This is a genomic window from Metabacillus fastidiosus NBRC 101226 (genome assembly GCF_001591625.1).
Taxonomy (GTDB): Bacteria; Bacillota; Bacilli; order Bacillales; family Bacillaceae; genus Metabacillus; species Metabacillus fastidiosus.
The window spans coordinates 19,203-43,860 of the sequence record NZ_BCVG01000003.1 but is presented as its reverse complement, the minus strand read 5'-3'; the positions used below and the strand labels follow the sequence as shown (position 1 = coordinate 43,860).

Sequence of the window (24,658 nt, the reverse complement as noted above, 5' to 3'; positions counted from 1 at the left end):
AGAAAAGGTGCTGGCAAACCCGCCAAGCACCTTTTTAAATTAGTAATTAGCATATTGTGAATATAAAGTAATTATGATACATTTAAACTACCTAATTGTGCGTCTAAATGGAGGTGTACTATATGCATACAGCTTTACTCATTCTGCTTATTTTAGTTTCTGTTTCATTAGTTATTGTTGTTTTATTACAATCAGGAAAAAGTGCAGGTCTTTCAGGTGCTATTTCAGGTGGAGCCGAACAGCTTTTCGGAAAGCAAAAAGCACGTGGACTTGATTTAGTATTACACCGTTTAACAGTTGTCCTAGCTGTCTTATTTTTTGTTTTAACGATTGCAGTTTCTTATTTTGGCGTTTAATAAGAGTGATACAAAAGGTCTGAGTATATATCAGGCCTTTTTTAATTTTTTAAATAGAAAATGTGTAAATTTGTTAAACTAATAAGTAGGAATATATATTGAAGGAGAAATAAGAATGAAAAGAGTATTACCAGAACCATTTACGTTTGAAGGTGGAGAAAAGGCAGTATTGTTATTGCATGGATTTACAGGAAATACAGCGGATGTGAGAATGCTGGCCCGATTCTTAAATGATAAAGGATATACATGTCATGCACCCCAATATAAAGGACATGGTGTACCGCCAGAGGAACTTGTTCGTACAGGTCCTGAAGATTGGTGGAAAGATGTGGAGGAAGGCTATCAATTTTTAAGGGATAAAGGCCATGAAAGCATCGCGCTTGCAGGTTTATCATTAGGCGGGGTTTTTTCTTTAAAATTGGGTTACACTGTACCAATAAAGGGAATTGTTACAATGTGTGCCCCAATGTATTTAAAAAGCGAAGAAACGATGTATGAAGGTGTACTTGAGTATGCTAGAAATTATAAGAAGTTTGAAGGGAAATCCCCTGAACAAATAGAAGAAGAAATGAAACAATTTGCACCGATGAATACATTAAAAGCTTTGCAGCAATTAATGCAGGATGTGCGTAATAATATTGATATGATTTATGCGCCGACTTTCGTGGCACAGGCCCGCCATGATCAGATGATTAACCCAGATAGCGCAAATATTATTTACAATGAAGTGGAATCAGTAAAAAAAGAATTGAAATGGTATGAAGAATCAGGACATGCTATTACGCTCGATAAAGAACGTGACAAGCTTCATGAAGATGTATATCAATTTTTTGAAAGCCTTGATTGGTAAGTTGAAAAGGAGGTTAAAGAATGGAAAAAGAAATAGAAAAGCATATTGAAAAACTGCTCGCTTTTATGAGAGAAGAAACATATAAACCTTTAACGGTTCAGGAGCTGGAGGAAGCTTTTGGCATTGAAGATTCAGGGGACTTTAAAGATTTTGTAAAAGCGCTCGTCCAAATGGAAGACGAGGGTCTTGTTGTAAGAACAAGAAGTAATCGTTATGGTTTGCCGGAAAAAATGAATCTGTTAAAAGGAAAGCTTATAGGTCATGCGAAAGGATTTGCATTTGTTGATCCTGAAGATGCATCGCTTGATGATATTTTTATCCCGCCAACAGAACTTAATAATGCAATGCATGGTGACACTGTTTTAGTTCGTATTAATAATCGCGAGTCGCAAGGAAGCCGCCAGGAAGGCACAATTGTAAGAATATTAGAACGCGGTGTAAAACAAGTTGTCGGTACATATACGGAAAGCAAAAACTTCGGTTTTGTTATCCCGGATGATAAGAAGTTTGCAAATGATATTTTCATTCCGAACAGTGGGAAAAAAGGTGCAGTAGAAGGACATAAGGTTGTTGTAAAACTAACAACATATCCTGAAGGCAGAATGAGTGCTGAAGGGGAAGTTATTCAAATTTTAGGACATAAAAATGATCCTGGCGTTGATATTTTATCTATTATTCATAAGCATGGTCTTCCGGGTCCTTTCCCTGATGATGTTTTAAAACAGGCAAATGATGTGCCGGACACGATTAAAGAAGAAGATATTAAGAATCGCCGCGATCTTAGGAATGAAGTAATTGTAACGATTGACGGGGCAGATGCGAAGGACCTTGATGATGCGGTTACAGTAACGAAGCTTGAAAATGGGAATTATAAGCTTGGTGTCCATATCGCAGATGTAAGCCATTATGTAACGGAAAATTCACCGATTGACAAGGAAGCATTAGAACGGGGAACGAGTGTTTATTTAGTCGACCGGGTTATTCCAATGATTCCGCATCGTCTGTCAAACGGAATTTGTTCCTTAAACCCTAAAGTCGACCGTTTTGCTTTATCATGCGAAATGGAAGTGAATGAGGAAGGGACAGTTGTAAAACACGAGATTTTTGAAAGTGTTATAAAGACGACAGAGAGAATGACTTACTCTGATGTAAATAAAATTTTAGCGGATAAAGATGAAGATGTCCGTGCTAAATATGAAAGTCTCGTTCCTATGTTCGAACTAATGGGAGAACTTGCTGATGTTCTGCGTACAAAAAGGATGAACCGTGGTGCAATCGATTTTGATTTTAAAGAGGCGAAAGTATTAGTTGATGATGAAGGTAAGCCGCATGATGTTGTGTTAAGGGAGCGTTCTGTTGGCGAACGTTTAATTGAGGAATTTATGCTTCTTGCGAATGAAACAGTGGCTGAACATTTCCATTGGATGAATGTCCCGTTTATCTACCGAATTCATGAAGATCCTAATCTTGAAAAATTACAGCGTTTCTTAGAGTTTATTACAAACTTCGGCTATACGGTAAAGGGAACGGCAAATTCTATCCATCCAAGAGCATTGCAGCAAATTATTGAAGAAGTAGCAGGAAAGCCGGAGGAAATGGTTATTTCTACTGTTATGCTCCGTTCGATGAAACAGGCGAAATATGATCCTGAAAGCTTAGGGCATTTCGGGCTTTCAACTGAATATTATACACATTTCACATCACCAATCCGCCGTTATCCGGATTTAATCGTTCACCGTCTCATTCGTACGTATTTAATCGAAGGAAAAGTCAATGAAGAGACAAGAGCGAAATGGGCAGAAAGATTAGCGGATATTGCTGAGCAAGCATCAAAAATGGAGCGCAGGGCGGTTGATGCTGAACGTGAGACAGATGATCTGAAGAAAGCCGAATATATGCTTGATAAGATTGGTGAGGAATACGATGGTATTATCAGTTCGGTTACGAACTTTGGAATGTTCGTTGAATTACCGAATACAATTGAAGGACTTGTACATGTCAGCTATATGACAGATGATTATTACCGCTATGATGAACGTCATTATGCCATGATTGGTGAACGTACTGGTAATGTGTACAGAATCGGTGATGAAATAACAGTTCGTGTTGTAAATGTAAATAAAGACGAACGTTCTGTTGATTTTGAAATTGTCGGTATGAAAGGTACAAGAAGACCGATAAAAGACCGACCGACAGTTATTAAAGTCGATAAAAAGCGCGGGAAGCCGGAAGGTAGCGAAAACGGCAAAAGCAATGATGAATGGTCAACACGCCCGCCGCGTAAGAAGAAAAAGAAACATTATGAAAATGCGCCAAAAGCGAAAAGAAAGAAAAAGAAACGTTAATACCAGGAAGCCAATTGTTGGCTTCCTTCCTCCCTTTTTGTTAAAATAGAACCTATCTCTTATTCTGAAAGGGGGAAACCTCATTGCCAAAAGGTATGGGAAAAGTCGTTGCACAAAATAAAAAAGCAAATCATGATTATTTTATTGAAGATACATATGAAGCTGGAATTGTACTTCAAGGAACAGAAATTAAGTCTATCCGTAACGGCCGGGCAAACTTAAAAGACTCCTACGCAAAAGTAGAACGTGGAGAAGTTTATTTACATAATATGCATGTAAGTCCGTATGAGCAGGGAAACCGTTACAATCACGAACCGCTTCGTACGAGAAAGCTTTTGCTTCACAAAAAGGAAATAAGTAAACTGATTGGAATGACGAAAGAAGAAGGGTATGCACTCGTTCCATTGAAAGTTTATTTGAAAAATGGCTATGCGAAAGTTTTAATTGGACTCGGTAAGGGTAAAAAGAAATACGATAAGCGGGAAGACCTCAAGAAGAAAGAAGCAAAGCGTGATATTGAGCGTGCATTCCGTGAACGTCAAAAGGAATAGAGTTATATCCTAAAAAATAACAATTGCAAACTTGTCTATTTCTGATATAATAAGTTTATAAGTTAATTAAACAATTTAATAAGCAAGTTAAGCTTTAGCTTTCTCCCGTATACCCTTAAGTGGCAATATGCGGCTTTATAATGGGGACGTTACGGATTCGACAGGGATAGTTCGAGCTTAGGTTGCGAGCCGAAGGGATCGTCTTCGTTAAAACGTCAAAGCCAATAATAACTGGCGAATCTAAACAAAACTTAGCTTTAGCAGCTTAATAACTGTTTAAGGCTGTTCCTCCCTCCATCGTCCATGTGGTAGGGTAAGGGACTCACTCTTAGTGGACTACGCCTGATTCCTCCGTCTGGGGATGAGGGAAGAGATTAATCAGACTAGCTGCTCGGACGCCCGTCGGTAGGCATAAGAGTTAGCGAAATTTAAATATATCGACTACGCTCGTAGACGCTTAAGTGCCGATATTTTTGGACGAGGGTTCGACTCCCTCCGTCTCCACCAAATATGAATTTGGTGGTTTTTATTTTGTCTTTTTTAGATAAATCGCTGATAAAGAGGGAAATTCGCCGATATAATTGTGAAATCGCTGATAAAATGGAATTTTCGCTGATATTCTTAAAAATGTATTGATTATTTGAGAATGGTAGAGGAATTTCGTCGTTTTAAGCGAAGTATGTCATGAATAAGTATATAGGAGTGACAATGTGATTATAAAAAAGCATGAGCAGCCTCTCTACTTGCAGCAGCTTGAGGCTTTATTACGGCGATTGCCATGTGAACATCGGAAGAGAGCGCAAATACAAGAAGCATATAATAAAAGTATTGCTGGATACAAAGGAGAACAATCGTTACAATTTCCTCTCAGTTACCTTAGAGAAGACCAATACCTCATTTTTTATGACCTTCGTTTAAGTAATGGAGCATATTTCTTTCAACTTGACACCCTCATACTATCTAAAAAATATTTTCTTATTATTGAAGTGAAGAATATAACAGGTACTCTATATTTTGATTTAGAGCTCAATCAATTAATTCGCTCAGCAGATAACAAAGAAGAGGCATTTCCAGACCCGCTAGCTCAAGTTTCTTACCAGCGTATTCAATTGGGGCTTTGGTTAGAGAAACTTGGTTTTACTGGAATTCCAATTGAAACTTTAATCGTTATTGCCAATACCCGTTCTGTTATCAAAGTATCAAATAAAACTTGCGACCTTTCTCAAAAAATTATCCACAGTCAAATTATCCCGATTAGAGTAAATGAATTAGATAAAACTTATTCAATTGAAAGTTTGGCTATGAATAACCTTCATTTTCTTGCAAAACAAATGCTTAGTAAGCATATTCCTCTAAGACAAAATATTCTCAAACGTTTTCAAGTTCACGCTTCTGAATTATTAAACGGTGTTCAATGTGACTATTGTTTAAAGCTTCCGATAGAAAGAATTCACGGGAGTTGGCTATGCAAGGTTTGTATGAAGACTTCTAAAAATGCCCATATAAAGGCATTGAAGGATTATAGTTTATTAATAGATACGACTATTAATAATAAAGAGGGCAGACATTTCCTAAAGGTTTCTTCCGAAGATGTGGTGAAAAGATTATTTCAAACTATTCCACTTGAAGCTGAAGGGATGAATAAGGGAAGAAGATATAAGTTGCTATTTGATATACTGAATAATTTTAGAAATTAAAAATAAATTCAGTGATCTGACTTGAAAATAATGATTTAGATTATTATGCATTGATTGTCTATTTTCTTTCGTTTGATGTTGATTAAAAAAGAACGGGATTAATAAAATAGCCATCGTCAAAGCTTGAATAACGGCTTTTTTCAGTTATTTATTTTAATTTAAAAAGGAACTTCCCAAAATAGCGAAGTTCCTTTCTAAAACTAGCTTTCTTAAATTTTTTTTACTTCAATATAATGAATTTGATGTCCATCAATTTCAAATATTTTAAATGCATATCCTTCAGCTTCCACTATTGAATTCATTTTGGCATCGAAATTTTTTGTTAAGAACCAGCCGCCTATTGTATCAACTTCTTCTTCAAATAAGCTTGTTCCTAATAAATGATTGACATCTGTAATAAGTAATTTAGCGTCTAAGATAAAATGGTCTTCATTTAATTTTCGGATCTCAGGCACTTCATCTTCATCAAATTCATCTCTTATCTCTCCAACAATTTCTTCAATTATGTCCTCAACTGTAACTAAACCGGATGTTCCGCCATATTCATCAATTAATATAGCTAAGTGGACTCTTTCTTTTTGCATTTTTACTAATAAATCATGAATAGGTATCGTTTCAATAACACAAATGACAGGATTTATAAAATCTTCTATGTTTAATTTATTTTCTTTGTCTTTATTCATTACACTAGCTACGAGGAGTTCTTTAGCGTTAACAAACCCTAAAATAGTATCTTTATCACCATTTATTACTGGATATCTAGTATAGTTTTCTGATGTAACTGTATCCATGATTTGGCTAAATGTGTCGGTAACAGAAATACTTACTAGTTCAGTCCGAGGTGCCATAATTTCTCTAGCTATTCTCTCATCAAATTCGAAAATATTATTTACATACTTTAATTCATTTTTATTAATTTCTCCGCTTTTATAGCTTTCGGATAATAAGATACGTAACTCTTCTTCAGAATGGGCTAATTCATGTTCTGAAGCAGGTTTCAAACCGAATAATCCGACAAGAAAGCGAGCGGAACCATTAAGGAACCAAATAAATGGGTACAAGATTCTGTAAAACCATATAATTGGACGCGCGCATAAAAGGGTGATAGTCTCTGCTTTTTGAATAGCAAGTGTTTTAGGAGCAAGTTCTCCAACTACAACGTGTAAGAATGTTGCGATAGTAAAAGCGATCCCCAATGTTAATATATGCGAAGCCGACTCGCTCAAGTTAAAGTACTCAAACAAAGGATGCAAAATGATCTCAAATGTTGATTCTCCAACCATCCCGATTCCTAATGCGGTAACAGTTATTCCTAGTTGGCAGGCTGATAAATATTCATCTAAGTGTGTAACCACTTTTTTAGCAGCTGTTGCGCCTTTTTTCCCTTCAAAGATAAGCTGATCGACTTTAGAAGCACGTATTTTTACGATTGCAAACTCTGTTGCTACGAAAAATGCGGTTAAAGCGATTAATAATACAAATATAATTAAATTTATAGTGGTCAATAAGTAGTCTTACTTAAAGTAAGACATACACCTCCTTAAGTGGTAAATAATTTATTCTTCTTCGTTATTTCCCTGTAAAAAGATCATTACAAACTTAATTAATTCAAATAATGCCATTAAAGCTCCAGCTACATATGTTAAGGCCGCTGCATTTAGTACTTTTTTAACGCCTTTTTCTTCGTCGTTATATAAGATACCTTCAGCGAGCATTAAACTTTTAGCTCGTTTACTTGCGTCAAATTCAACAGGTAATGTAACTAATTGAAATGCTACTGCAGCGGAGAAGACAAGAATTCCTATCCCTATCAGAGAAAATTGCTGTAATAACATTCCTCCGATAAATAAAAAGGGAGCAATACCCGACGCAATATTAGCTACCGGAAAAATACGATGTCTAATAACGAGGGCAGGGTAGGCTTGCTGATGTTGAATAGCGTGTCCTACTTCATGTGCGGCAACAGACACGGATGCAATAGAGTGACCGTAATATACGGATTCAGATAATCGAACCACTCTGTTAATTGGATCATAATGATCAGAAAGTGTACCAGGTACTACTTCAATTGGGATATTGCTTAGCCCGTTACTGTCGAGAATTCGGCGTGCTGCTTCTGCACCGGACAAACCAGTCCGTGTTGCAACCTCAGACCACTTTTTGAAATTTCCTTTTACTTTAAATTGTGCCCATATTGAGATACCTAAGGCTAAAAAAATAAGAAAATCCATAGGGTGAAAAATCATAGCTGTTTAAAACCTCCGAAAGTTAATTGAGTAATAATAATAAAGTTTGAATTAATGATAGACTTTCATGTGAAACATGCTTCTTTACATATTCTTGATTCATTGAATCATGTTTACCGAGCTGGTCTAAAATTTGTGAGACATCTTTCTCTAAGCCTTTAATTTTTAATCTTAATTCCAGAACATCAATTTCTTCTGAATCTTCGTCTATTAGTTTCTTTTTAATCTCTTCTAATGACATACCACTATTTTTACAGTTTTCTATGAAATGTAGGCGCTCAATTGCAGAGTGATCATAGTAACGGTAATTTGAAGAGGAACGTTCCACTTTTAATAGACCAAGATTTGTATAATAATCGATTGTTCTCTTTGTAAGATTTGATAACTCTGCTAATTCTCCAATTTTTAATTTCTCTTTCCCAATTTTATTCCTCCAAACTGTAACGTGATAGTTATAAATTAATTATATTTTTTTTAAACAAATAATAAAACTATTAATCGGTAAATATAACAAAAAATTCACATTTAACAATTATTCAATTACTGTCTAATAGGACCTTTCAATTTTTATAAGGGATTACCTTGACATTGATAATGGTTATCAGTTAAATTAAAGTAAGTGATAATCATTATCAATTGATTTGTGTAATGCCAGAAGATTAAAAGAAAGGAAGGAATGACTAAATGAAAAACATGCACCATCTAGTCTCGGTGAAGACGATGACTGACTACCATTTAGAGTCGTTTATAAGATGTCCTTATAAATTTTATTATCAATATATTGTATCAGCCAACTTCCACCAAGTAAGATGGAGGCAGGCAGTTCAATTCATTGTTAATCAAGTTGTTCAAAAATATTATCAGCTCCCATTACATACGAGAAATAAAATAAACATATTAAAATTGATTGATAAATATTGGAAGGGTATAGATTTAAACTATTTTGAATCAAAAATCGATTATTATATTATTTTAGCAAAAACGACCGATCATTTACTTCAGTTTTTAATGACAGATAACGGCCCAAAGCCGCCGTTATTTCTATATGAAAAGCTGAATACATATATTGAAGAATTAGAGACTCAACTTTCAGTTACTTTTGAATTAGCAGAATGGTCAACAGATTCCTTTATCATAAAAAAATATCTTATAGAAGCAGATGAAGAAATGACCAAGTTATATAATTATTTAATTGTTGTATTTTCAAATCAAGCATTCGGCAAATTACCTGAAAAGATTGAGATTATTACACTGTTAGAAGGCAAAAGGTACACTTACTTTCCAAAAAATGATGATGTGAAAAAAGGAATCATTTATTTGAAACATATGAAATCTCTTTTACAACATCCAGATGGCTATATAAAAACAAATTTATTAAGAGAATGTATGAGCTGTCCTTTTACACAAAGATGTAAAGAGAGTTCTAATGAATTTGAAGAGGTCCATAAATTAACAAACAATTTATTACATTAACTGTGTCAGAAATTTTAACCGCAATATGATCAGAATATTGCGGTCATTTTTATTTTTCCAGAATAAATGAATTTAAATTCAAGTGGGAAAAGCAAAATGTTATCCCCCACACATAAACTAAAGAATGGGGTTTTCATTAGTCCGTTATAAAAATAAAGGTGGGATAGCATGCCAGCCATTAATGGTTCAGCCTTTTTGGAGCGGATTCGTCAGCTGCAAGCTGAGATTTGGATCGATGGTCAAAAGATAAAGGGAAATATTTGTGACCATTATGCATTTAAAGGGGTACTAAAAAGTAAAGCAGCCTTATTTGATTTACAGTTAACAAAGGATTTTATGACATATAAATCACCGTTAACGGGGGATAGAGTCGGGACATCTTATTTACAGCCGCGGACAAAAGAAGATTTAGAGAAAAGGAGGCTGACTACGCAGGAATGGGCTAAAACATCAGGCGGTATGATGGGGAGATCTCCGGATTATATGAATGCTGGGGTTATGGCGTTAGGATCAGCATGGGAATGTTTTGAGAATAAAGAGCATTTTGGGCAAAATATAAAAAAGTTGTATGAGCATGCGAGGGAGAACGATATAACATTTGCTCATACATTTGTTAACCCGCAAGTAAATCGTTCGATAGGTTATTTTGATGACGATGAGGCTGAGCCTATTTCCGCCAGAATTGTAGAAACGAACAGTAGTGGACTTATAATAAAAGGTGCACGTTTATTGGCGACACAAGGTGGAATTACAGATGAATTATTAGTTTTGCCAATTGGAGGTAATTTCATTGAAGAATCATTTATCTATGCATTCTCGATTCCAAGTAATACTCCCAACTTAAAATTTATATGCAGAGAGCCGTTTTCCTGTAGTAATTCCGTATTCGATCATCCTCTGGGTTCCAGATTTGAAGAAATGGATACTATTGTTGTATTTGATAATGTGTTAGTTCCATGGGATAGGGTATTTTTATATAATGATTATAATATTGTAAATAAAATGTATGAAGAATCAAAATTTTATCCTTTTCTCCTTCATCAAGCAGTAGCAAGGCAAGTAATAAAAACAGAATTTCTTTTAGGTGTCGCACAATTAATAGTCAACACAATTGATATTAGCGGATACCAGCATGTAAAAGAGAAAGTGAGCGAAATCATTATCGGATTTGAAACGATGAAGGCGCTCTTACTAGTATCAGAAATAGAGGCAAAAGAAGATAAGAGAGGGATCATGCTGCCAGGCTTAAATCCGCTTTACACAGCTATTAGTACTTTTCCGAAGTTATATCCGAGGATAGTGGAGATTTTGCATCTTCTTGGGGCAAGCGGATTAATTTCCATTCCTACAGAAAAGGATTTTAATTCAGACATAAAAGGTGATTTGCATCATTACTTACAAGCAGCTTCCGGTGATGCACAAATGAGAACAAAGCTTTTTAGATTGGCATGGGATATAAGCACAAGCTCATTTGGAGGAAGACAGACCCTATATGAGAGATTCTTCTTTGGTGATCCGGTAAGGCTTAATACAAGCTTATATAATAGTTATTCAAGAGAGAATGCAATAAAATTGGCAAAATCTCTATTAGATACAGAATGAAATGTTTGTAGAATAACATTCTTTTATTAATAATGGAGATAGGATAAAATAATATTTAACCATTTACGAGGCTGCCAGCTTCGTATTTTTAATTTTATAATAAAGTGAAACTTCCATCAGTGGGGGGTTTTTTCATCTCCCCACTAACTTCTTCGAATTCTCAGAACATTGAAGTGGGAGTCTTACTGCCCGTTAAGGCTGGCATAAAAGAATAGGAGGGCCATTTTGAATAAAAAAGTTTTTCTGCTAGCATTTATTACAATTATAATATGGGGTTCTACATTTGCTGCTATTCGAGCAAGCCTGCAAGGCGGTTATTCCGCAGGACATTTAGTACTTATTCGTTTCCTTATCGCATCAAGTATTTTTCTCATCTACGCTTTATGGCCTGGTGTTCAGTTTCAGCTGCCGAAAAAAGAGGATGTAATTAAGATTTTAGCACTTGGATGGGTCGGTATTAGCATTTATCATATTGGTGTAACATTCGGGGAATTAACAGTAGAGGCAGGCACTGCTGGAATGATTATCGGTTCGGCTCCTGTCTTCACATCCTTGATTGCTGTCATCGTATTAAAAGAAAAGCTTGGTCTGTTTGGATGGGCAGGTCTATTTGTCGGATTTATCGGTATTATTCTTATTACGATAGGAACGACAGGTCAATCTTTTCATATATCTGAAGGAGCTTTATTCATGCTGCTTGCGGCTGTGGCAACATCCGTATTTTTTGTTTTTCAAAAGCCGTTATTCAGTCGTTATAAGCCAATTGAGTTGACTGCCTATTTTACCTGGGCTGGTACATTGCCGTTTTTCATTTTCTTTCCCGGACTTTTTGAAGATATTCAGCATGCTACAATCGAGGCTCATTTATCAGCGATTTACGTTGGGATTTTCCCGGCAGCAATTGCATATGTTATGTGGGCTACAGCATTATCTCTGGGAAAAGCGAGTTCTGTAACGAGTATGATGTACGTAGAACCAGTCATTGCAATCTTTGTCGCATGGCTTTGGCTTCGTGAATGGCCAAGCACTCTTTCTCTTATAGGCGGGATTATCGCAATTTCAGGTGTAATTATCGTTAACTGGTTAGGGAGCAGAACAAGCTATGTCACTGGATAATGGGGAAAGGTTTCCTTTTAAAAGGAAAACCTTTCTTACTTTTGTAAAAGTTTATCTTTTTCAATAGGAATCTTCACTTCTAAATCTTTTCGTGTAACTGGATTTATTCCCCTTACATGAATATAAAGGTCGTCTGTTAATGGTGTTTCATATTGCTTTTCATATTTTTTATTTTTAAAAGAGTACTCAGATGATTCTATAAACGCCTTTCTACTTTTTCCCTGTTCCATATCCTCCCTCCTTTCAATAATTAGACGAGAATAGGTTATAAAACTATTCAATTTATTATTTACAGGTAAATAATAGTCTAAAATACTTATTTTTGTATTTTTTCCTTATTATTAAAGTAGTATAATAGTCTTACTTGTACTTTTGAGAGGAGTTGGAAATATGAGATGATAAAAAACTTTAGAATATACCTTACATTAATAATGATTTCGTTTTCAGTGCTTATCTCTTTATCGGTAGCATTTATCGACCAAGTTAAGGTAAAAAGACATTTAATTGAAGAGCATAATATAAAACTTCAGCTAGTAGAGGATACTATTTTGAATTCCTTACATACTATTGATAAAGCTTATAATATGTTTGATAAAGAAACGACGGAAAAGATGAGGCAGTACTCAGAAGCATTGCTTTCACTTTATAAAACTAATTCGAATTTTGATATGTGGGATTTTGATGCACTTAAGGAAAAGTTCGGAATGGATGTTTTTATTATAAATAAAGAAAATATTATTACTCATAGCAGTTTAAAAGAAGACATTAATCTTGATTTTAAATCATGCTGTGATTCCTTTTCTAAACTTTTGGATATGCGCAGAAATGGGGAAACCTTTGTTTATGATGGTATGGATCTTCACCAGAAAAGTGGGGAATTCAAAAAATACAGCTATATGCCTACACCGGATCATAAATACATAATTGAGTTAGGGGTTTCACTTAGTAATAAAGAAATATTAAATGAATTTAATTTTACGGATGTAATTGACAGTTTAGAAAAACAGTATACATCTGTGGATGAAATCCATGTGTATGTTCCTGATGGTTTTATTTTAGGAGAAAAAATAAAGAATGGGGAAATTGTGAAGCTGTCAAAGCAAAAAGAAAAAGTATTTAGAAATGTTGTGAAAAGTGGAAAAGAAGAGGAATTTACAGGGATATTAAATGGAAAAGAAACTAATTTTCGTTACATTCCTTATGAGTATTATACGGACAATGGTTCAATGACTCACCGAATTGTTGAAATCGCTTACAATAAGGGGGAATTGAATTCGGTATTAAATGATTACCGAAAAGATTTCCTTATACATTTATTCATTATTCTAACTGCGGCTATTATTCTTTCATTCATTATTGCCCGTATTGTTGCAAGACCGATGTACCTCGCATTCCATGACAGTTTAACAGGATTAAAAAATAGAGCGGCATTTGAACAGACATTAAAAGGCTTACTTAGAAGAAGAGAATCGAATGTTGCTTTAATGATGGTTGACCTAGATAATTTTAAATTAGTAAATGATAAGCTCGGTCATGGTAAGGGAGATGTTTTATTAACAGTCACAGCGAAAGTTATTCAAGCCTGTGCCGGCAAGCAAAATCTAGCTGCAAGACTGGGAGGGGATGAGTTTGCTATTATTTTTTCGAATACTAACATGGAAGAAATTATTAGCATCTCAAATAAACTGATTGCAGAAATGAATAAATTATTATTGCCGGAATGTGATTTAAGAAAGGTTGATGTTACAGTTAGTATAGGAATTGCTTTTGCAAATGATGATGATAATATGCAGATGCTTTATGAAAAAGCAGATACTGTTTTGTATGAATCAAAAAGAAAAGGCAAAAATCAGTATCAAATCTATGCCTAGTTTCTCATTAGGAAGAATAAGGCCAAATAAAATTTGAATAATCACAAAACTTGACGCAATTTTTAGATTATGCTTAATTGACTAATGGAATAAAAGAGCTTAAAATATTAGATAGAATTTAATAGATTCCCGTGGTGAAATCATGGACTTGAGTTATTTCGAGAACAGGTTTACAATTGGAATCGAAGCGTTTTTATAAGTATTATATATAGAGAACAAAGATAAAAAAAGGAGCGTTTGTACAGATGGGTTATCCTAAAGATTTATTATCAAGCAGATCAATTATTAAGCATGGTTTATATGCATTAATCGCACCTGAAGGACTAGTGAACAATGTTGTTCCTGGATTTGAAAACTGCATTATTTCAATTTTAGGTTCACCTAAGCTTGGAGCAAGCTTTGTTGATTACATTATCACAATGCAAGACGGCGGGAAAAATGCTGAAGGTTTCGGCGGACAAGCAGATGTAGAAACATTTGTTTATGTTATTGAAGGTAAAGTAAAAGCTAAAGCAGACGAGCAAGAGTTTGAATTAAAAGATAGCGGATACTTATACTGCCCACCTGGAACAACTATGTATTTAGAAAATATTGCTGAAGGTGACTCTAGAGTATTCCTTTACAAACAAAAATATCGTCCGCTTGAAGGCAAAAAACCATGGGTTTACTCAAGCCATTCAAACGATATTGAATATAGAGATTATGATGATATGCATAATGTACACATTAAAGACTTATTACCAACGGATATCGATTTCGATATGAACTTCCATATCCTTTCATTCGATCCAGCAGCATGCCATCCATTTATCGAAACACATGTACAAGAGCATGGCGCATACCTTCTATCAGGAGAAGGAATGTACAACCTAGATAATGAGTGGATTCCAGTGAAAAAAGGCGATTACATTTTCATGGGTCCATACGTACAACAAGCAGGTTACGCAGTAGGAAGAGAGCCATTAACTTATGTTTACTCTAAAGACTGCAACCGCGATGCAGAATTAAAATAATTTTTTAAAAAGATGCTCTGAAGAACAGACAGTTATTTTAGGGGGGAATCGCATATGTCAGAAAACAAGACAGCTGCAACAATCGAAGAAATCATGAAAGAAAGAGTCTTCGAAGTAGATAAAATCGCAAAATTTAGTTCAGAACAAGCGCAAAAGAACTTCTTCTATGAAACAGAAAGAACAGTTGGGGCAATTTGGTGCCTTGAGCCTGGACAAGACTTATATGTTCATTCACATTCAGCTGTTGATGATATTTGGGTTTGTATTCAAGGAGAAGGAGTTTACTATCCAGACCTTGAAAACGAAATTCCTATCAAAGCTGGTATGATCCTATTAGCTAAACCTAACCAAATCCATGGAATGTTAAACACAGGTACAGAAAACTTCATGTTCGTTGGATTTGCTTGTGGCGATAACCCAGCTACTATGGATATTACGAAATACGAAAGAAAAACGAAATAAATAATATTGCGGACTTGCCTTAATTGGTAAGTCCGTTTTTATTTACTTCATGTAGTTAAATAAATAGGAATAAATTGAAAAAAAGAAATTTTTTGAAAATTATATTGACGTTTTATAAGGAGCAATATAGAATGATAGTTGTCTATGGTGATGATTATCATTATCATCAAAAAATGAAGTAAAAGGTGGAGTAAGGATGAAGAAGTTTTCAAAACTTGCACTTAGTTTCCTTGCAATGGTCTTACTTGCAGCTGGGCTTGCTGCCTGTGGTTCAAACGAAGCTAAAAATGAATCAACTAAGGACAATAGTGCTAATGATAAACCGAAGGAAGATCAAGTTGTAAATGTATACACTGCTAGACATTATGAAGCAGATGATAAAGTTTTCAGTAATTTCACAGAGAAAACTGGTATTAAAGTAAATGTTGTAAAAGGTGAAGCTGAAGAGCTGATCGAACGTTTAAAACGTGAAGGGGAAAGTACAGAAGCGGACTTATTTATTACTGTTGATGGCGGAATTTTAGCAAATGCGAAGAAAAATGATATTCTTCAGCCAGTGAAATCAGATATTATTGATAAAAATGTTCCTGCTAAGTTCCGTGATAAAGATGATAACTGGATTGGTATGGCAACAAGAGCTCGTGTTATCGTTTATTCAAAAGACAGAGTAAAACCTGAAGAGCTTTCTACATATGAAGACTTAACAAGCGATAAGTGGAAAGGCAAAGTATTAGCTCGTTCTTCAACAAATTTATACAATCAATCATTACTTGCTTCTTTCATCGAGCTTAACGGTGAAGAAGAAGCAGAGAAATGGGCAGCAGGTGTTGTGAAAAACTTTGCTCGCCAGCCAGATGGCGGTGACCGTGACCAAGCGAAGGCAATTGCTGCTGGTACGGGTGATGTAGCAATTATGAACACATATTATGTTGGTTTACTTGCAAATTCATCAGAGCCGGAAGAAGTAAAGGTAGCTGAAAACATTGGTGTTTTCTTCCCTAACCAAGAAACAAATGGTACACATGTTAATATTAGCGGAATCGGTTTAACGAAGCATAGTAAAAACCCTGAAAATGCAACGAAACTAATCGAATATATTACAGATGTGGAAGCGCAAGAATTCTTATCAGCAAATAACTATGAGTTCCCAGTTAATGAGAATGCTGAGAAACCAGAGATTCTTAAATCATGGGGAGAATTTAAAATGCAAGAGCTTAACTTTGATACTTTAGGTGAACATAATCAAAAAGCGATCGGCATTTTCAATAAAGTAGGCTGGAAATAAAATGAATACAGAAGCCTTAAAACGTTACTTTCGTAAAGAATTTAACGGATGGTGGATGATTAGTATAATGGTGGCAGCAGTTATTCTGCTGCCTATTATCTTTATCTTCCTTTCTTTATTTCATGAGCCGAATGAAAATTGGCTTCACATCCGTCAATACTTACTGACAAACTATGTAATGAACACAATTGTTATTGTTGGTGTTACTGGTGTATTAACTGCTTTCTTAGGGGTATCTTTAGCATGGCTGATTGCTGCTTATGATTTCCCTTTAAGAAAATTTTTTCGTTGGGGACTTATATTGCCTTTGGCGATACCGCCTTATATTGCCGCATATATTTATCGAACGATGCTCAGTTATACAGGTGTTTTGCAGACGACTTTAAGAAATAATTTTGATTATCAAATTAATTCAGAATTATTATCTATTTCATCACTTCGCGGGGCTATTTTTATTTTTACTATATTTCTCTTCCCTTATGTATATATTATTACGAGAGCATTTTTAGAGAGTCAAAGCACTTCATTTTTTGAAAGTGCAAGATTATTGGGAAAGAAGCCTTTAACAATCTTTTTAAAAGTTGTTCTTCCACTGTCCAGGCCTGCTATTATTGGTGGGGCTGTTTTAGTTATATATGAGGTAATGAGTGACTATGGTGTCACAAGTTATTTCGGTATCCATACCATTACGACGGCAATCTTCCAAACTTGGTTCGGTATGTATGATGTTGATTCAGCAATGAGGCTTGCTTCATGGTTAATGATTTTTATTGTTGGATTGTTTATTTTAGAAAGAATTCTTAGACAGCGCCGCCGTTATCAATTGAGTAATCAAACAAGACCTTTATCGAGAATGAAATTAACTGGATTCCGGGCAGGTGCTGCTACAGCATTTTGTTCTGTCATCGTGGCATTAGGCTTTTTTATTCCTTTCATCCAGCTGTTATCATGGGCAAGATTAACTTTTGATAAAGTTTGGGATGAATCATTCTTTTTGCTGCTTTATCAGACAGTTTATGTTGCTGCAATTGCAACAACACTTATTCTCATTGTTTCTGTCATTGTGGCAAATGTTTGCAGAACACAGTCTTCATTATCTTATTTTTTAGCAAAATGGATTACATCAGGATATTCGATTCCAGGTGCAATTATTGCGATCGGTGTGCTTGCTATGTTTATTACGCTTGATAAAAAGTTAGCACCGCTTTATTCTGCCATTGGATTTGAAGGAGCTCCATTAGTATTAAGCTTATCCCTCGTTATGCTGATCGTGGGCTATACGATTCGTTTCATGGCTACTGGATTTAATGCTGTGGAAGTAGGATTTGAAAAAATTGGTACACAATATTCAGAAGCATCAAGAATGCTCGGTCTTGGTGTGACGAAGACATTTTTCAAAGTAGATCTTCCCTTAATTAAAGGAGCATTATTTAGTGGATTTATACTAACTTTTATTGAAATTTGTAAGGAGCTGCCGTTAGTATTATTATTAAGACCTTTTAATTTTGAGACATTAGCGACGAAAACGTTTCAATTTGCAAAGGATGAGCAAATTTATGAAGCTTCCATTCCATCTTTAATTATAATTTGTATTAGTACATTATCGGTCATTATTTTTCAAATGGTAGATAAGAGGGTGAAACGATGAAAATAGTAGAAGTCCAAAATCTTACTTATTCTTATACGCATAAAGGTATGCCGATTATTAGTGATGTTTCATTTTCAATGGATGAGGGAGAAATTGTTGGGGTGCTTGGACCGAGCGGGAGTGGGAAAAGTACACTGCTTCGTTTATTATCAGGATTGGAAATGCCGACAAAAGGAAGTATTACTATTGCTGGCAATGTCGTTGCAAATGAGAAGAAATTTATGCAGCCGGAAGATAGGGGTGTAGGAATGGTATTCCAAGATTATGCTTTATTCCCCCATATGACAGTGAGAGAAAATATTCTTTTTGGTTTAAGTAGATTACCGCGAAAAAACCGAAAGTCCCGTCTTACAGAAATGCTGGAACTTGTTCAGATGGAGAAATTTGAAAAACGGTATCCACATGAGTTAAGCGGAGGACAGCAGCAGCGTGTTGCGCTTGCAAGAGCGCTTGCTCCAAAACCGAATGTATTATTAATGGATGAACCATTCAGTAACCTGGATCAGGATTTAAAGGGTTCTATTCGTGAAGAGCTTAGGATGATTTTGAAAACAGCTAACATGACCTGTATCATCGTTACACATGACCGTAATGATGTTAATGCTATTTGCGACAGTAGTATTATATTTGGAGAAGTTCCATTGAGTGACGGAAAATGTTTTGAATGTATATATAATGCTGGAATTAATATAAGACAGGAACAGGAAGTAAATTAATATTTGAGGAGGGCTTGCTTATATCGAGTAGGTCCTTTTGTTTTATCTAAATATTCAAAAAATTATTGACTAAAGAGAAACATATTGTTAACCTAAAAAATAGGTTGCTTTTAATTAAAGAAGAGCTTTTTAATAGAAGTATTAAAGGGAATTTAGTGTATAATTATATGAATGCGCTTTCAATTGGTTTTATTTAATTTGCTATTGTATGTTTGAAATATTGCAGGAATGATGATTAGAGATTATTATATTATTAGGAATGCTCTTTTTGTTGGTTTTTCAGTAATTATTTTTTAAAAAATATTTCTATTACTAAGACTCCAACGATAAAAGTAGAACAAGTACAGATATTAAATATTTGTGAAAAAAGGATGGTTTCTATGCAAACTTATGACAAAATAATTCGTAATGGATCTATCGTAAATGCTGAAGGAATTAAAAAAGGCGATATCGCAATTAAAGACGGAAAAATTGTGGAAATTGCTGAAAAAATTAATGGTTCTGCTGTAGAAGAAATTGATGCAACAGGTCTTCATGTATTACCAGGTTTAGTTGATACACATGTTCATTTCAATGAGCCGGGAAGGGCTGAGTGGGAAGGACTTGCAACTGGAAGTGCGAGTTTAGCAGCTGGCGGTGTAACAACATTTTTTGATATGCCATTAAACAGTACACCTCCAACAATTGACGGGGAAGCATTTGATGCAAAAGCAGCACTTGCTGAAGAAAAATCTGTTGTTGACTACAGACTATGGGGCGGAATGGTTCCTGAAAACCTTGATAAATTAGAAGAGCTACATAACAAAGGTGTTATCGGTTTCAAAGCATTCATGTCTAACAGTGGAATTGCAGATTTCGGTTATGCTGAAGACGTAACACTTTTCAAAGGTATGCAAGTTATTAAAGGATTAGATTCTATTTTAGCAGTTCATGCTGAAAGTGATATTATTACAGGTCAATTAGCAAATTATATGAAAGAAAATGGACAAGTATCTGCTCGTGATTATGTAAACTCTCGTCCAATCCTTTCTGAAATGGAAGCTGTAAGCCGAATTTTAGCATATGCAGAAGCTACTGGATGTAAGCTTCATGTTGTACATGCAAGCAGCGGTGAAGTTGTTCAGATAATTGCTGATGCAAAAAAACGCGGCATTGACGTAACAGTGGAAACTTGTCCGCATTACTTATCATTAACTGTTAGTGATTTAGAAAAATTAGGACCAATTGCTAAATGTGCGCCGCCATTAAGAGATGAAGAGCATGTTGAATCATTATGGCAGCTTTTAAAAGACGGTGAAATTGATGTAATCGGTTCTGACCACTCTCCATCACCGCTTGATTTTAAAGAAGGAAAAGGCATTTTTGAAGCATGGGGCGGAATTTCAGGTGCTCAAACTACATTAAACGTACTTTTAGAAGAAGGATACTGGAAACGCGAAGTATCACTTGAAAAAATCGTTCAAGTAGCAGCTGAAAACCCAGCGAAACGTTTCGGATTATACCCTGCAAAAGGAACAATTGCAGCTGGCAGTGATGCAGACCTTGCAATCGTTAACTTAGAAGAATCATTCACATTACAAGCAGAAGATCTTCGTTACAGACATAAATACAGCCCATATGTTGGCAGAACTTTCCGCGGAAAAGTTCAGTACACAGTAAGCAATGGGGAAGTTGTATTTGCTGATAACAAAGTTGTAACTGAATAATATTATTTGAAGTGAAGACCCACCTATTTTAGGTGGGTCTGTTTTTTTTCTAATAAATATATTCAAAATTTTGAAGTTAAAATCAAATTTGGTACATATATCCTTATTTAGCTTTGAAAATGTTAAAATAGTAGCATTATGAGCAGTATATGTGGAGGTTTCCAATGAAATATAATAAAAAATCAGTTAGAGCATGGAAAATTCTTAGTTTTGCCTTATCTGTTTTTTTGAAAGTATATTGGTATCGTTTTAGGAGAAAATCTGAGTCTGAATGGGAAAGGTTTTGGGAGAAGACTGGTAATCAATTTCGGGAGCTTTTATTTGATTTAGAAGGGTTATTAATAAAAGTGGGACAGCTATTAAGTATTCGTGAAGATTTATTGCCGAAAAGCTTTACAAAACAAATTCAGGATCTCGTTGACCAAGTTCCAGCTGCCCCTTGGGAAGAAATCAAGAAAGAATTGGAAAAGGAATGGAATAGACCGATTGAGGATATTCTGCTTTCAATTGAAGAGGAGCCAGTTGCATCTGCATCGATTGGACAAGTATATAAAGCGATATTGAAAGATGGAACAGAGGCAGCAGTCAAAGTACAGCGGCCAGCAATCAGATCTATTATAAAAACGGATTTTCGTTCATTGGCTATCATTTTTTGGTTTGCGGGGCATTTTGCTCCACTGCCTAAAGGATTTATTAATTTTAATTTATTATTTAAAGAGTTAAAGATTGTTATTGAGAGAGAAGTAGATTTTAAAAAAGAGATGGAAACATCGAATTACTTCAGAGAACGATTCCGTTCTTTTTCAAATCTGCTCATACCAAGAGTATATTCTGAATTCACTACATCACAAGTACTTGTCATGGAATGGGTAGATGGAGCAAGGATTACCGACATTGATTTTTTAGAAAAGTATCAGATTTCAAGAAAAGAATTATCGGAGCATGTATTAAGAGTATTTCTTCCGCAATGGTTAGAGGCAGGATTTTTTCATGCTGACCCACATGCTGGAAATGTACGAGTGAGATCAGATGGAACACTTATTTTACTTGATTTTGGTATGGTGGGTGAAATTTCAAAGAAGGATGCCCTTAATTTTCAGCACTTAATTCAGGCAATTTTATTTAAAAATTATGCAAACGCAGTAGATGCTTTAAGAGAATTAGATTTCTTGCTTCCAAAATCTGATGCAAAGCATGTTGAAAAATTATTAAAAGAGGTACTATCAATTGATTTCAACCGGTTTAAAGAGATGGATATACTTGCTGTAAAAAAAGAAATGAACGATATTATGAGATCTTTACCAATTCAAGTTCCAACAAGATTTATATTTCTGGGCAGATCATTTGTGACAATTGAAGGAATGCTTTTAACGATTAATCCTGATGAAGAACTGATTGATATGATAAAACCTGTTTTTATGGAATGGATTAACAAAAATTATCCGAACAAGTGGAAACTCGTGCTGACATGGATAAAAGCACAGCCATTTATTCAAATGTTCCAATCTACTTTTACTAGTTTAGTTGAACTACCTGGAAGATTGCTAGATAAAAGAGAAGAAGAACAGATGAGATCTTATTATTTTTCTATTTATGAAAATCAGAAAAAACAAGTTTTCTTCCTAGGTATATTAGCGGCATTAAGTACTTTTTTTGGAATGCACGTACAAAATTCATACATATGGCAAGTATCAAGCGGAGTAGTCGGACTATCACTATTCGGTTACATTTTATGCACCTGGAAACAGAGAAAATGGCTGAAAAGAAAATAAATGTTATATTTTAGTTGACAATTCGATCCAAAACTTTTAAGATAGTCGTTAATATAGAAAATGGCAATGAGAAGGATCAAGATAATAGTCATTATGTGACAGAGACTAATACAGTGCTGAGAGTATTGGGATAATCTATTATCGACTCACCTTTTAGCCGGTTTCCTGAAATTTTGCAGTAGGGAAATCCGTTAGACCTGCGTTAAAGGCATCGAATTGAGGCTTTTTTACATTGTATTCAGTAAAAAAGTAAATTAGGGTGGTACCGCGTCGGAAATAGAACTCCTGTCGTCCCTTGTAGTAATACAAGTGGAATGGCATGGAGTTTTTTTATTTCAAAAAATGAAAAAGGAGGAACATGTATGAGAAAAATTCATATGTTCGATACAACATTAAGGGATGGTGAACAATCGCCGGGAGTCCATCTTACGACAGAGGAGAAGGTGGCTATTGCAATACAGTTAGAAAAGTTAGGAGTCGACCGTATTGAGGCTGGTTTTCCTGCAGCATCACCGGGAGAAATTATTAACGTACAAGAAATAACGAAAGCAGTTCGGAACACAAGCATTGCCGTTTTAGCAAGAGCTCATAAAAAAGATATAGAAGCCGCAATAGACGCATTAAGAGGTGCTGCAACACCTTGTCTGCATATTGTCCTTGCGACTTCACCTATACATCGTAAATATAAATTAAATATGACAAAAGCGCAAGTCATTGAGACAGCTGAAATGGCGATAAAATTTGGAAAAAACTATTTTTCAGAAATTGAGTTTTCACTTGAGGATGCGAGCCGTACAGAGCTTGAGTTTATGTATGAAGTTGTTGACCATGCCATTCGTGCAGGTGCAACTGTTATAAATTTACCTGATACAGTTGGCTATGCATCACCGGAAACATTTGGAGAAATGTTTAGAAAAGTTAGAGAGAATGTTCCGCGCCTTGATAATGTCATGCTAAGTACACATTGTCATAATGATCTTGGTATGGCAACTGCTAATACAATGGCAGCCATTTATGCAGGAGTCGACCAAATCGAAGGAACAATAAATGGGATTGGTGAAAGAGCTGGAAATACTTCCATTGAGGAAGTTGCTTTAACTCTTGAGACGAGAAAAGATCTTTACAAAGCGACATCAAATATCGTTTTAAATGAAATATATAATACGAGTAAACTTGTAAGCCAATATACAGGTATTACTGTGCAGCCTAATAAGGCAATTGTAGGTGAAAACGCATTTGCTCATGAATCAGGAATCCATCAGGATGGGATGTTAAAGGAATCATCCACATATGAGATTATTAAACCGGAAACTGTCGGTGTCTCATCCAGTACAATCGTTCTGGGCAAACATTCCGGCCGTCACGCTCTTAAAAAGAAAATTGAGCACCTAGGCTATAATTTAACTGACGAAGAGCTGGCACATGCATTTGAAAAATTTAAAAAAGTAATTGACCAAAAGAAATATGTGGTTGATGATGATATTCACACATTAATAGATGAAGACTATGTAAATAAAAATACTCGTTATGAATTATCAGACCTGGTCATTACATATCCGAATAATACAGTGGAAGTAATGATTGAACTTTCAGATGAAAACAGAAATCATATAAAGACAACTGTTAAAGGAAATGGTGTCATTGATGCTCTTTATAGCGGGATTGACGAATTAATCGGTATCGAGTTTCAATTACAGGATTACTCGATCCGTTCTAAAAACATCGGCAAAGATGCGGTTGGAGAGGTTATTGTAAAAATTGGAAAAGATAACCAGACTTATTCAGGACGCGGAATGGATACAGATATTATTAAAGCAAGTGCAAAGGCGTATTTAACAGCAATTAATACACTGATTCAGGATAATGTGAAGCAGGCAGATAATTTTACATTTTCTAATTAATTTTTTAGCTGAAAACAGACTTCTATATGACTGGGGGCTTTTTTGGCT

The 24,658-nt window shown here is 35.2% G+C and carries 21 protein-coding genes, 1 other RNA gene and 1 other annotated feature; of the genes, 18 read left to right on the top strand and 4 right to left on the bottom strand.

The features are described from left to right. Window positions 1–122: 122 nt before the first annotated feature. The 6 genes from secG (at window position 123) to BFA01S_RS01350 (ending at window position 5,799) form a co-directional block, all read left to right on the top strand. Entirely contained in the window at window positions 123–356 is a 234-nt protein-coding gene (secG, locus tag BFA01S_RS01375; RefSeq protein WP_066224936.1) for a preprotein translocase subunit SecG, read from the top strand. Between the two features lie 115 nt (window positions 357–471). After that, a complete protein-coding gene (locus BFA01S_RS01370; protein WP_066224933.1) occupies window positions 472–1,206 on the top strand; it encodes an alpha/beta hydrolase in 735 nt (244 codons plus the stop codon). Between the two features lie 20 nt (window positions 1,207–1,226). Continuing rightward, the gene (rnr, locus tag BFA01S_RS01365; protein WP_066224931.1) at window positions 1,227–3,551 is read left to right on the top strand and encodes a ribonuclease R; all 2,325 of its coding nucleotides are present in this window, start codon (window positions 1,227–1,229) and stop codon (window positions 3,549–3,551) included. Window positions 3,552–3,634: 83 nt separating this feature from the next. Further along, window positions 3,635–4,102: an SsrA-binding protein SmpB gene (gene smpB, locus BFA01S_RS01360; protein ID WP_066224930.1), complete on the top strand. Its 468-nt coding sequence runs from the start codon at window positions 3,635–3,637 to the stop codon at window positions 4,100–4,102. Between the two features lie 142 nt (window positions 4,103–4,244). Continuing rightward, window positions 4,245–4,609: a transfer-messenger RNA gene (ssrA, locus tag BFA01S_RS01355) on the top strand. Window positions 4,610–4,812: 203 nt separating this feature from the next. Next, a complete protein-coding gene (locus BFA01S_RS01350; RefSeq protein ID WP_066224928.1) occupies window positions 4,813–5,799 on the top strand; it encodes a nuclease-related domain-containing protein in 987 nt (328 codons plus the stop codon). Between the two features lie 209 nt (window positions 5,800–6,008). Here the strand turns inward: BFA01S_RS01350 and BFA01S_RS01345 are convergent, their stop codons facing one another. Genes BFA01S_RS01345 through BFA01S_RS01335 form a run of 3 tightly spaced genes read right to left on the bottom strand, consistent with a single transcriptional unit; the run spans window position 6,009 to window position 8,448 of the window. Then, entirely contained in the window at window positions 6,009–7,304 is a 1,296-nt protein-coding gene (locus BFA01S_RS01345) for a hemolysin family protein (protein ID WP_066224926.1), read from the bottom strand. A 51-nt stretch (window positions 7,305–7,355) separates the two neighbouring features. After that, the gene (locus BFA01S_RS01340; RefSeq protein ID WP_066224924.1) at window positions 7,356–8,045 is read right to left on the bottom strand and encodes a zinc metallopeptidase; all 690 of its coding nucleotides are present in this window, start codon (window positions 8,043–8,045) and stop codon (window positions 7,356–7,358) included. A 22-nt stretch (window positions 8,046–8,067) separates the two neighbouring features. Further along, entirely contained in the window at window positions 8,068–8,448 is a 381-nt protein-coding gene (locus BFA01S_RS01335) for a MerR family transcriptional regulator (RefSeq protein ID WP_066224922.1), read from the bottom strand. A gap of 281 nt (window positions 8,449–8,729) precedes the next feature. Here BFA01S_RS01335 and BFA01S_RS01330 point away from each other — a divergent pair, with 281 nt between their 5' ends. From BFA01S_RS01330 to BFA01S_RS01320, 3 genes are all read left to right on the top strand, one after another. Continuing rightward, window positions 8,730–9,518, top strand: coding sequence for a PD-(D/E)XK nuclease family protein (locus tag BFA01S_RS01330; RefSeq protein WP_235842936.1), 789 nt, complete (start codon window positions 8,730–8,732; stop codon window positions 9,516–9,518). A gap of 168 nt (window positions 9,519–9,686) precedes the next feature. Further along, window positions 9,687–11,120: a 4-hydroxyphenylacetate 3-monooxygenase, oxygenase component gene (gene hpaB, locus BFA01S_RS01325; RefSeq protein WP_066224920.1), complete on the top strand. Its 1,434-nt coding sequence runs from the start codon at window positions 9,687–9,689 to the stop codon at window positions 11,118–11,120. A 225-nt stretch (window positions 11,121–11,345) separates the two neighbouring features. Next, entirely contained in the window at window positions 11,346–12,236 is an 891-nt protein-coding gene (locus BFA01S_RS01320) for a DMT family transporter (protein WP_066224918.1), read from the top strand. A gap of 35 nt (window positions 12,237–12,271) precedes the next feature. On the opposite strand, the gene BFA01S_RS01315 is transcribed toward BFA01S_RS01320, so the two are convergent. Next, on the bottom strand, window positions 12,272–12,466 hold the full coding sequence (locus BFA01S_RS01315; RefSeq protein WP_066224916.1) for a hypothetical protein: 195 nt from the start codon (window positions 12,464–12,466) through the stop codon (window positions 12,272–12,274). Window positions 12,467–12,667: 201 nt separating this feature from the next. On the opposite strand from BFA01S_RS01315, the gene BFA01S_RS01310 reads away from it, so the two are divergent. From BFA01S_RS01310 to BFA01S_RS01270, 9 genes are all read left to right on the top strand, one after another. Beyond that, complete coding sequence (locus BFA01S_RS01310) at window positions 12,668–14,107, top strand: GGDEF domain-containing protein (RefSeq protein WP_169800419.1); 1,440 nt, start codon at window positions 12,668–12,670, stop codon at window positions 14,105–14,107. 245 nt (window positions 14,108–14,352) lie between these two features. Next, window positions 14,353–15,120: a (S)-ureidoglycine aminohydrolase gene (gene allE, locus BFA01S_RS01305; protein ID WP_066224910.1), complete on the top strand. Its 768-nt coding sequence runs from the start codon at window positions 14,353–14,355 to the stop codon at window positions 15,118–15,120. A 54-nt stretch (window positions 15,121–15,174) separates the two neighbouring features. Further along, entirely contained in the window at window positions 15,175–15,582 is a 408-nt protein-coding gene (locus tag BFA01S_RS01300; RefSeq protein ID WP_235842935.1) for a cupin domain-containing protein, read from the top strand. 196 nt (window positions 15,583–15,778) lie between these two features. After that, complete coding sequence (locus BFA01S_RS01295; RefSeq protein ID WP_066224905.1) at window positions 15,779–16,867, top strand: Fe(3+) ABC transporter substrate-binding protein; 1,089 nt, start codon at window positions 15,779–15,781, stop codon at window positions 16,865–16,867. A gap of 1 nt (window position 16,868) precedes the next feature. Next, window positions 16,869–18,515 carry an ABC transporter permease gene (locus BFA01S_RS01290; RefSeq protein WP_066224903.1) on the top strand — a complete coding sequence of 549 codons (1,647 nt, stop codon included), beginning with the start codon at window positions 16,869–16,871 and terminating at the stop codon, window positions 18,513–18,515. Next, entirely contained in the window at window positions 18,512–19,231 is a 720-nt protein-coding gene (locus BFA01S_RS01285) for an ABC transporter ATP-binding protein (protein ID WP_082799799.1), read from the top strand. Before BFA01S_RS01290 ends, BFA01S_RS01285 begins: the two co-directional genes overlap by 4 nt. Window positions 19,232–19,611: 380 nt before the next feature. After that, the gene (locus tag BFA01S_RS01280) at window positions 19,612–20,937 is read left to right on the top strand and encodes an allantoinase (RefSeq protein ID WP_066224901.1); all 1,326 of its coding nucleotides are present in this window, start codon (window positions 19,612–19,614) and stop codon (window positions 20,935–20,937) included. Between the two features lie 164 nt (window positions 20,938–21,101). Further along, window positions 21,102–22,709 (top strand): ABC1 kinase family protein, encoded by a 1,608-nt coding sequence (locus tag BFA01S_RS01275; RefSeq protein WP_066224899.1) that lies wholly within the window; start codon window positions 21,102–21,104, stop codon window positions 22,707–22,709. A gap of 57 nt (window positions 22,710–22,766) precedes the next feature. Continuing rightward, window positions 22,767–23,008, top strand: a binding site (T-box leader). A gap of 63 nt (window positions 23,009–23,071) precedes the next feature. Then, window positions 23,072–24,610 carry a 2-isopropylmalate synthase gene (locus BFA01S_RS01270; RefSeq protein WP_066224897.1) on the top strand — a complete coding sequence of 513 codons (1,539 nt, stop codon included), beginning with the start codon at window positions 23,072–23,074 and terminating at the stop codon, window positions 24,608–24,610. The last annotated feature ends 48 nt before the right edge of the window (window positions 24,611–24,658 follow it).

Excerpts from the sequence above, each read along its gene's own strand:
- BFA01S_RS01270 (WP_066224897.1), top strand. The coding sequence starts at position 23,072 with ATGAGAAAAATTCATATGTTCGATACAACATTAAGGGATGGTGAACAA.
- secG (WP_066224936.1), top strand. The coding sequence starts at position 123 with ATGCATACAGCTTTACTCATTCTGCTTATTTTAGTTTCTGTTTCATTA.
- BFA01S_RS01315 (WP_066224916.1), bottom strand. The coding sequence starts at position 12,466 with ATGGAACAGGGAAAAAGTAGAAAGGCGTTTATAGAATCATCTGAGTAC.
- allE (WP_066224910.1), top strand. The coding sequence starts at position 14,353 with ATGGGTTATCCTAAAGATTTATTATCAAGCAGATCAATTATTAAGCAT.
- BFA01S_RS01310 (WP_169800419.1), top strand. The coding sequence starts at position 12,668 with ATGATTTCGTTTTCAGTGCTTATCTCTTTATCGGTAGCATTTATCGAC.
- BFA01S_RS01330 (WP_235842936.1), top strand. The coding sequence starts at position 8,730 with ATGAAAAACATGCACCATCTAGTCTCGGTGAAGACGATGACTGACTAC.
- BFA01S_RS01340 (WP_066224924.1), bottom strand. The coding sequence starts at position 8,045 with ATGATTTTTCACCCTATGGATTTTCTTATTTTTTTAGCCTTAGGTATC.
- BFA01S_RS01370 (WP_066224933.1), top strand. The coding sequence starts at position 472 with ATGAAAAGAGTATTACCAGAACCATTTACGTTTGAAGGTGGAGAAAAG.
- BFA01S_RS01280 (WP_066224901.1), top strand. The coding sequence starts at position 19,612 with ATGCAAACTTATGACAAAATAATTCGTAATGGATCTATCGTAAATGCT.
- BFA01S_RS01275 (WP_066224899.1), top strand. The coding sequence starts at position 21,102 with ATGAAATATAATAAAAAATCAGTTAGAGCATGGAAAATTCTTAGTTTT.
- hpaB (WP_066224920.1), top strand. The coding sequence starts at position 9,687 with ATGCCAGCCATTAATGGTTCAGCCTTTTTGGAGCGGATTCGTCAGCTG.
- rnr (WP_066224931.1), top strand. The coding sequence starts at position 1,227 with ATGGAAAAAGAAATAGAAAAGCATATTGAAAAACTGCTCGCTTTTATG.
- BFA01S_RS01290 (WP_066224903.1), top strand. The coding sequence starts at position 16,869 with ATGAATACAGAAGCCTTAAAACGTTACTTTCGTAAAGAATTTAACGGA.
- BFA01S_RS01295 (WP_066224905.1), top strand. The coding sequence starts at position 15,779 with ATGAAGAAGTTTTCAAAACTTGCACTTAGTTTCCTTGCAATGGTCTTA.
- BFA01S_RS01300 (WP_235842935.1), top strand. The coding sequence starts at position 15,175 with ATGTCAGAAAACAAGACAGCTGCAACAATCGAAGAAATCATGAAAGAA.
- BFA01S_RS01285 (WP_082799799.1), top strand. The coding sequence starts at position 18,512 with ATGAAAATAGTAGAAGTCCAAAATCTTACTTATTCTTATACGCATAAA.